We start from the raw sequence: 7,103 nt of genomic DNA, 5'->3' as shown, positions 1-7,103 counted from the left end.
AGATACATACCATTCACCACAAAAGTATGAGACGGTTACATTCTTGATGGTCCCTTCTATATCTCTGGATTTTCTGTATCTGACAAATCCTGTCTTTGGAAGAAAGATTCTCTGATTTTTCTCATCCAGATTTATTCCCTGAGGAAATCTTATGGAATTGTAGCCGTTTTTCTTCTTAAACTGAGGATATCCTCCTTTGCCTTTGAAGAACCGGCTGAAGCCACTGTATAAATCCTGCATCTTTTGCTGCAGAACCTGAGAGTGCCCCTGAGTCTTTAGAAAACTGTTCTCTTCCTCAGCCATCAGCTTATTTAAGTCATAGGTAAATGAAAATCTATTTATAGGTCTTGGCTTAGGTACCAGAGAAATATCCTCACACCAGCACTGAGCTGATTCGATATCTTCAAGATATTCCTGATATTCTTCATTTCTTCTTGCCAGCACCTGGTTCCAGGCATATCTGGCAGAGCCGCAGAGCTGAACTAATCTTCTCTGCTGCGCACCATTAGGTCTTAACCTGTATTTGTATGCCTGTTTCCAGATGGTCTTCATTTACGTTAAAATGACTCTAACAATATTATTATCAATTTAGGGAAAACGTTATTATATCAAGGTTACCTTTATCCCAAAAAGGAATTACAACATTTTTTCAAATATAATATAGATAACAGTTTTTAAGGCACGCTTCATCCTCGCACTAAAAGTACAAGGTATTCGCGTGCGTGAATTTGATAAAACCAACAATAGTTAATATCAACCCCGGCATTTCAGTCTCCTATTATTTTTCTTCTTTATCATTCTTACAGGATTTGATTCCGTCGTAGAATACGTAGCCAATAATAGCGGCTGAAATAAATAAGGAAATAAAACCGACAATAGTTAATATAAAACCAGGCATTTTAGTCCTCCATTTTTCTTTGCAATATCATAAAACACACACCTTGCAATAAAAGCAAAAATACCAAGGTAAAAAATGACACTGACCTCGCTTTTGCCTGATAGTCATCTATCCTATTGTGATTAACAATAGCATATCCTAATATACTAAGGACCGCAGAGATATCAAGAACCATGAAGGATTTTATAAGATCTATGTAATTCTGACTTTTCCTCACTCTGTAGTTCTCCATTAATTGTAGCCCATTCATTAATGACAAAAATTAAAAAACTTAAGCTGTTATTGCGAGATTAGTCAAAAGCAAATTTAAATTAGACAATCTATTTCTACTCCTGACTAATCGCTACCTTAGAATTCTCATGCCCAAAAATATCATTGCACAGTCTCATTACATATTCATATTCAACGGCAGGCAGTCTCAAAGCAAAACACATCTTTATGATCTTGTGAACATCTAATGAAGTATTTAAGGATAATAGTCCGGCAATTTTTAGTAATGATCTTGTAGAAAAAGGTGCTGATAACTGTCTTACCCCATTTTCAAAACCATTCTCAATGACCTGTCTTAAATCATGTGCAAATTTAAGCAGTTTCAGACAAAGTTCATCATCAATTGAAGGGTACATACTGCAGATCATTGCTTTTTCAACATTTAATTTGGGATAAGACATTTCCATAAATCTAAATCTATCTAAAAAAGCCTGATTCAGCAGTCTGACTCCGTTATAGAATCCGCTGAGATCACCATTTCCCTTTGAATTTGCAGTGGCAACAACTCGAAAATTAGGATGAGGTTTAATGATCTCGCCCTGATTGGCAACAATAGTTAAATCCTTACCTTCTAAAACATCATTCAGGACTGTTAAATCTCCTGGAGACATTAAATCAATCTCATTTAAAATCAGGATCTCCCCATACATCATGGCTCTGGAAAGTGGACCGTATTCATAAACCAGCTCCCCACTTTTTATTGAGGAATGTCCTATGAGTTCAAGGGATTCAGATTTATTGGACAGTGTAATCTGCTCTACAGGCCAGTTAAGTCTTGCTGCCACCTGAAGTACAAGAGAAGTCTTGCCGCAACCGGAGGGACCGCTTATATAAAGGCAGTCTTTAAAAGGATGCACTAGAAACAGCAGTAAATCATTAAGACTGTTTAGTTCAAAAACATAATCCGAATCATAGTTAGGAATATGAGCTGTGTAATTTACCGGAGTAAAATCAAACTCTGAAACCACAAGCTTATCGTTACCAAAGATATTACAAAGATTAACCAATCCCATCTTCTCTCCAATTTATTCAGTTATTCATGTGTTCTTCTAAAGGGATTTCCTCAAGAAAATTTACAAGAATAATAAATGACAAATTTTTAGGTCAGAATTTAACCTAGTCAAAATTTGTGAGAATTCCGGATATCTATTTGATTTATAAGGTTTATGAAAATTTTAGAAAAGGGGTTATTTGTATAAGTGAAAATACAACAGTCCTGACATAATTCTACACAGGACTATTGATATTGGATTAGGCGGAAACGGAAACTCGAAGAGGAGCTCTTGCAGAGGCACTGCCCTTACTGTTGTATGTCTTGTTACAGGTAACAAGGTCTCGTGCTTCCACGAGGAGAGCCTGAAGCTTATTTGATGACTGCATGCACATTGTTATTAGTCTGCCGTTAACCTCATTTCTAAAATGACATTTCTTCATCTTATCTTTGATAATCAGTACCTCAGCACTGTATTTGGTCTTAAGAGACTCTACCTCAGGATGAAGTTTTAGCTTCTGATCATTTGACTGAAGCTTAAGCATCAGATCAGATTTCTCAGTAGAAATCCCCTGCAGAAGATCGAAATGTCTGTCTTTTAAAGCCATGTATTCTCTGCTGATAACCTGTTCGAGATTATTAAGCACAGTATTCTGCATCATTAAATAATCTTTAATCGGCTTTACTGCTGGAGCCTGAGTATTGGGATTGATTTTTTTAAATACAAATCTGTTTGCAGTTTCCATAATCCCCTCCTACAGAGCTCCGCGCATATCGTACATATCGTAGACCACACGGGTATCAAGCTCGACTTCGGTTGCATAGGTGTCGCCCATTGCATACTGTCTGATCACTCTTGCTCCATGGATAAAACCATCAACTTCAGTATTTACATTATTTGAAGTTTCAATACTGTTGCTGTTCAGAGAATCCTTTGCACTTATATATACGCCATTTACCTGCTCAGACAGTTCTCTGTAGGCTTCAATCTTTGAAGCGCGCATAGCTTTGATCTGCTTCATCTGGGAAGTTGCCCCAGGCTGTCTTGAAATTGACGCATATCCAGTAGCTCTTAACACAGGGAATGCACTAGGCTTTTTTACTCCTGAGTCAGTAAAACTGATATTTCTTGTCAGAAAAGTTGAAGAGCAGGAGGTCAATGCAAGAGACATTGCAATTGCAACTGCAGCTATCTTTAAAACTTTCATTTTTCTCCCCTTCTAATCACTTACTCTTGAATAATGACTCTCGTCGTGGACATCTCTGGTTAATCTGTCCTTATACATATAGGACTGTGCAGGATAGATAACTGAAGATTTACCTGAAGTACCGATTGAGGACTTTTTCTTCTCATACATATATCGCTCATAGTTTCCGGTAGAGGTTCCTGGAACTTTAGCGCCTTCAACGTAGTACTTGGCATTAAAATCCTTTTTATCTGATGTATAGTAGTTATTTACAAATTCCTCTTCCTTTCTTTTCTTTACCAGTTTCTCCTGTTCAGGAGTCAGAGTGGATCTATATGAATAGGATGACACACTTACGCGGCTTACAGTATCTGTTACCCCGTTAGCAATCTTCTTTCCGCTGTTAGGAAGGTAATACTGATAAGAGGTGGTACCGTTAATTGAGCAGTTTTTCTCGCCTGTTCTATAGCAGTAAGGAAGTCTTTCATAAGGAATGAAGCCTGTTGCAGAACCGACAACTGTTGAATTGGACATATTAATGACACGACCTACAACTACTATTCCCTTATCGTTGCGGGTTATGGTTCCTGCCAGAATATGACGGACCATAGCCTGACGGGCGACTTTCTTCCAGTTACGTGAAAATACAAACTCGCCATCCTTGGTAATGGAAATTGAGCCTGTCAGCTTATACTCAAAAACCTGAATACCTCTGCGGTCAAGCTCATGAATAAACATCTCCGCCATTGATCTACCCAAGTAACCGGCATTCTCATAGGTATCAGTATCGACAAAAGATGTTACAGCAACTTTTGGAATTGACGGATTTCTGACATACCCCTTTCCATTAGCTGAGTCAATTGCCTTTAAATCGGCAATCATTGTGGCATATAAGGTGTCAGCCATTTCAGATACAGTCTTACTGATCTCCATGCCTCTCTGCTCATATACCTGAGCTCCTCCATTGCCACCACGGGCAGGATTTGCCGTACAGCCAGAAATTGCAATCAAAGCTGCAACACTTAGCATTTTTAATAACATTCTCTCCATCCTGACCTTCTTTTGTACGTATAATCAACATATTACTGCAGAAAGAATTTCGTTATAAAAATAACGATTTCTTAAATCTTGGTGTGAATAATGCAATTTCAATGCCATATGACAAAATTCAAACATCTGAGGTTTATATGAAGTTTTCTAAAATAGCAAAAGTATCCTTCACTTTATTTTTAGCTTCGATATCGCTTCAGTCATACGCAAGCTGGCAGTTTGCAACAGGTATTGGACAGAATAGAGAAGATGCTATTAATGATGCAATTCACAATCTACTGATGCAGACAGGTGCAGATATAAGGATGGAGCAAACATATAAAAGCGGAGTGCTTAGTGGTAGTTCATATGGTCCAGCCTCTCAGAATATAATCAAAAAACTGGTGGTACTGGAAACCCAGCATACACTTAACAGAACTACTGTAACCATTAAAGCCTTTATAGACGATAAAAAATCCAAAGCAAAATGCCCAGGCTCGACAGTTAATAAGTCTATATTGCCTCTGTCTTTTAAATATGCAGATTCCCAGGCATTCCAGGGAGCTCTTGGAATTGAAGATACCAACAAAGAGCTGGACAAAATGCTTTATGATCAGCTGAATAACTCAGCAACATTCAACACTCGTCCTGTTCTTAGAATGAACGTTATAAATGACAATGGTAAGAATGTTCCAAATAAGAATAAGCTAGATAATCTTAAAGCTATCTCTTCACAGTATGGTAGTCAGTACATTATTACAGGAACCATAAATTCTCTAAGCAAATCAAAAGTAGGAAACAACGTAATCACCAATATGCTATTTGTCCCAACCAGAACCATAAATTTTGATATTGAAGTATTTGATGCCATAAACCAGCAGATAATCTTCCATAAGAACTATTCTGGAGAAACAGACTGGCCATTTGATTCAAATGAATTCCTCGACCTGCGCTCTGACAGATTCAAAGGCTCAGATTATGGACAGAGACTATATGATCTGACATCAGCTGCCGCAAAGGATCTGGTAAGGGAACTTCAGTGTGCTCCAGTATCTGCAAGAGTTATTGATACCAAAGGGGATGATATCATCATCAACATGGGTAGAGACAATGGACTTCAGAAGGATATGAAATTTTCTCTGGCACAGTTTACAAATATGACTAGTTCCGTTGGCAATGATTACGAAATTCATGAGAATGCCAAGGGACTGTATCGTGTTACCGCGGTCTACCCACATTCAGCAAAACTTAAACCTGTTGATCTGCAGAACAATACCCTAAACGTAGACGTGGATGATATTGTTACTTTAGAGTAGCCTATTAACAAGAGTATGGTAGAGGATCTTCCCTGCTTCATTTTTAGGGATTCTCTCTACTACTCTTGTTTGTATAGCAGTATGATTCAGACCTAGCCGTTCCTCAAGGAAGGTCTTAACTGAATAAGATAGATTATCTGAGAGCATACATACCATAATTAGATCATCTCTACCGATAACGGCACAATCCAGCTCAGAAAACATTTCCTTCAGGTTTTGCTGAACCTCATCAAGGTTGACTCGGTTTCCAAATACCTTGATAAATCTGTTGTTTCTACCGGTAATATAAAAATAATTATCCTCATCAAAATAAGCTAAATCACCGGTACAAAGCCTGCCATGCCTTTCATCACCTAAATAGAGATCCTTATAACCATGGGCATATCCTAAAGTTACATTAGCTCCTTCGTAGACCAGTTCGCCTTCTAAGTGACACTTATCGATCCTCCTGCCCTCGGCATCGATAAGAGAATATTTCCCACCAGGTATTGGAATACCAATAGAACCAAGTTTATCTAGAGATTTATCATATGGCAGATAACCCATTCTTGAGGTTGCTTCACACTGGCCATACATTACATAAAAAAGTCTATCAGTATCACGAGCGTATTCAGAAAAATACTTCTGAAGTTCAACAGAAAGCTTTCCTCCTGCCTGTGTCAATGTTTTTAAGGAAGGAAGCTCCATTGTAGGCATTCTAAGTCGCTTAAGCATCTCATAGGTATAAGGAACACCACTAATAGACGTTGCTCCATATTTCTTCATAAATGCCCAGAATTCCTTCTGCATTATGGACTTATCAGTCAAAAGAATAGTTGCTCCTGCTTTTATATGGGAATTAATTACAGATAAACCAAAGGTATAATGCATAGGAAGAGAGGTAATTGCTCTCTCTTTATAATCTATCTTTAAATACGAGATAATCGATTCTGCATTTGAACTGATATTAACATAACTCTGTCTTACATATTTCTGACTTCCGGTAGTCCCAGATGTCGTGAGAAGCAAAGCCAGTTCTGGATATAACTCGTAATCTGAAGGATAGTCTGTTTTTAAAAGAGAATAGTCATATAAGCTGAATACTTCAGGACAGTCGGCAAATTCAGAGCGAATCTCCGTTGGAAGCCAAAGATATTGGGGATGATAGCTATTTATAAGCTTTGTTTTCTGATCTGGATTTAGAGCAGTACTTACCATTATGGGAACAATCTTGTTATCCAGAAACGAGATATAGCCAATAAAAGATCCCAGAGTATTTCTGGCAAACTGCATCACAAGAGATCTTGATTTAAGATGTGAACACAGAGCTTTTTCATAAGCTTTAAGCTCTGCATATGACAAAGCATTTCCCCTGTCATCTATAACCGCTGTATTCTCTTTAAATCTCTCTAAATCCCACATAAAAACCTAAA

The 7,103-nt window shown here is 37.8% G+C and carries 7 protein-coding genes; 1 reads left to right on the top strand and 6 read right to left on the bottom strand.

Annotated elements, in window-relative coordinates:
• The 5 genes from BM308_RS10215 to BM308_RS10190 form a co-directional block, all read right to left on the bottom strand.
• A partial coding sequence (locus tag BM308_RS10215) for an RNA-guided endonuclease InsQ/TnpB family protein (protein WP_177214444.1) occupies positions 1 to 552 on the bottom strand: 552 nt, incomplete at its 3' end.
• Positions 553 to 1,224: 672 nt separating this feature from the next.
• The gene (locus BM308_RS10205) at positions 1,225 to 2,181 is read right to left on the bottom strand and encodes an AAA family ATPase (protein ID WP_074944990.1); all 957 of its coding nucleotides are present in this window, start codon (positions 2,179 to 2,181) and stop codon (positions 1,225 to 1,227) included.
• A 238-nt stretch (positions 2,182 to 2,419) separates the two neighbouring features.
• On the bottom strand, positions 2,420 to 2,905 hold the full coding sequence (locus BM308_RS10200; protein WP_074944989.1) for a flagella synthesis protein FlgN: 486 nt from the start codon (positions 2,903 to 2,905) through the stop codon (positions 2,420 to 2,422).
• 9 nt (positions 2,906 to 2,914) lie between these two features.
• Positions 2,915 to 3,367, bottom strand: a complete 453-nt coding sequence (locus tag BM308_RS10195; RefSeq protein WP_074944987.1) for an LPP20 family lipoprotein — start codon at positions 3,365 to 3,367, stop codon at positions 2,915 to 2,917.
• Positions 3,368 to 3,379: 12 nt separating this feature from the next.
• Positions 3,380 to 4,387, bottom strand: coding sequence for a FlgO family outer membrane protein (locus BM308_RS10190; protein WP_143098604.1), 1,008 nt, complete (start codon positions 4,385 to 4,387; stop codon positions 3,380 to 3,382).
• A gap of 146 nt (positions 4,388 to 4,533) precedes the next feature.
• Between BM308_RS10190 and BM308_RS10185 the strand changes: the two genes are divergently transcribed.
• A complete protein-coding gene (locus BM308_RS10185; protein ID WP_074944984.1) occupies positions 4,534 to 5,691 on the top strand; it encodes a flagella assembly protein FlgT middle domain-containing protein in 1,158 nt (385 codons plus the stop codon).
• On the opposite strand, the gene BM308_RS10180 is transcribed toward BM308_RS10185, so the two are convergent.
• A complete protein-coding gene (locus tag BM308_RS10180) occupies positions 5,683 to 7,092 on the bottom strand; it encodes an AMP-binding protein (RefSeq protein WP_074944982.1) in 1,410 nt (469 codons plus the stop codon). The genes BM308_RS10185 and BM308_RS10180 overlap by 9 nt on opposite strands.
• Positions 7,093 to 7,103 lie beyond the last annotated feature (11 nt).

The organism is Succinivibrio dextrinosolvens, assembly GCF_900116345.1.
GTDB lineage: Bacteria > Pseudomonadota > Gammaproteobacteria > Enterobacterales > Succinivibrionaceae > Succinivibrio > Succinivibrio dextrinosolvens_B.
Note: the sequence above shows the minus strand (reverse complement) of the source record. Positions and strands in the feature narration are given on the sequence as shown.